Origin of the sequence: Thorsellia kenyensis (assembly GCF_042432445.1) — a bacterium.
Lineage (GTDB): Bacteria > Pseudomonadota > Gammaproteobacteria > Enterobacterales > Thorselliaceae > Thorsellia > Thorsellia kenyensis.
In genome coordinates this window covers 1-1264 of record NZ_JBHLXE010000021.1, presented here as the reverse complement: position 1 = coordinate 1264, position 1264 = coordinate 1, and the positions used below count along the sequence as shown (strand labels likewise).

At 44.5% G+C, this 1264-nt stretch carries 1 protein-coding gene; it reads left to right on the top strand.

Annotation, left to right across the window (positions count from 1 at the left end; all coding sequences use genetic code 11):
* On the top strand, nucleotides 1-1264 hold a 1264-nt coding region (locus ACFFIT_RS02065), incomplete at both ends, for an Ig-like domain-containing protein (protein WP_385875929.1).

Here is a 1264-nt window from a genome sequence, read left to right as displayed (position 1 = left end):
TGTTGATTACCTTGAAGATAACTTTGGCAATGAGAACAATGCCACGGTACAAATTAAGAATAATGGCTTAACTAATGATAAGACGCCTGTATTAGTCGGTACTGCGACGCCTGGCTCTGTGATTGAAATATTAGAAAATGGCATTCCATTAAGTGGTGTGAATCCACCGGTGGCGGATGCGACAGGCCGCTGGACGTTTAACATCCCAAGTGCATTCTTTGGTGATGGCAAACATACCTATGAAATCAGAACGACAAGTAAGTCAGGTAATGTCTTTAAAACCACCTTCAACGTTGATGTTGATACAAACGCACCAAGCGTAGGTAGTATTGATTCAGTCGAAGACACCGTACCACCACAATTAGGGCCTATTCAACAAAATGGCTTAACGAATGATTCCTCTCCAGTACTGCGTGGTAAAGCAGAGGCGAGTGGAACTGTGACCATCTATGATAAATCGAATGGTCAGGTTGTGGGTATCGTTAAAGCGAACTTAGATGGTACATGGACTTATAAAGCGATTGAGTTAGATGATGGTATCCATAGCTTTGTGATCACAGTGACAGATGCAGCAGGTAACGTCAGTGCAGAAAGCCCGGCCTTTAATATTAAAGTCGATACCTTCGTGCCACCGGCAATGAATCTTGCTAATGTGCAGTTAATCGATGATGTAGGTACCCTCCAAGGTAACCTCAGCTCGGGCGACATCACTGATGATACCTTGCCGACGATTACAGGAGTTAATGCTCCGGCGTATGCAAAAGAAATCGCTGTTTTTGTGGGAGTTAACGAAGTCGGTCGTGCGACGGTTCAACCGAACGGCACATGGACCTATCAGTTCACTACACCATTAACGGATGGCTCACAAAAAATCTCGATTGCAGCAGTGACCGAGGTAGGTAACGTGGGCAGCAAAGATGCAAACTGGACGATTATCGTTGATACCAAAGCACCAGAAGGCATTACCGTAGACATTACCTCTATTACAGAAGATACCGAGTTTGCAGGTGACTTTATTACGAAAGATAACACCTTAACTTTCTCGGGCAGCTTAAGCCGTGGTTTATCTGCGGATGAACGTATCGAAATCAGTTTAGATGGTGGTAAGACGTGGGCATTTGCGATACCTACGGGTAACAGCTGGTACTATGACAATACCACTAAAGTCTTAGCTGATGGTGAATATAACGTTCAAGTCCGTGTGGTTGACTTAGCTGGTAATGTTGGTGCCACTGACACACAAAAAGTGGTTGTTGACACCAAA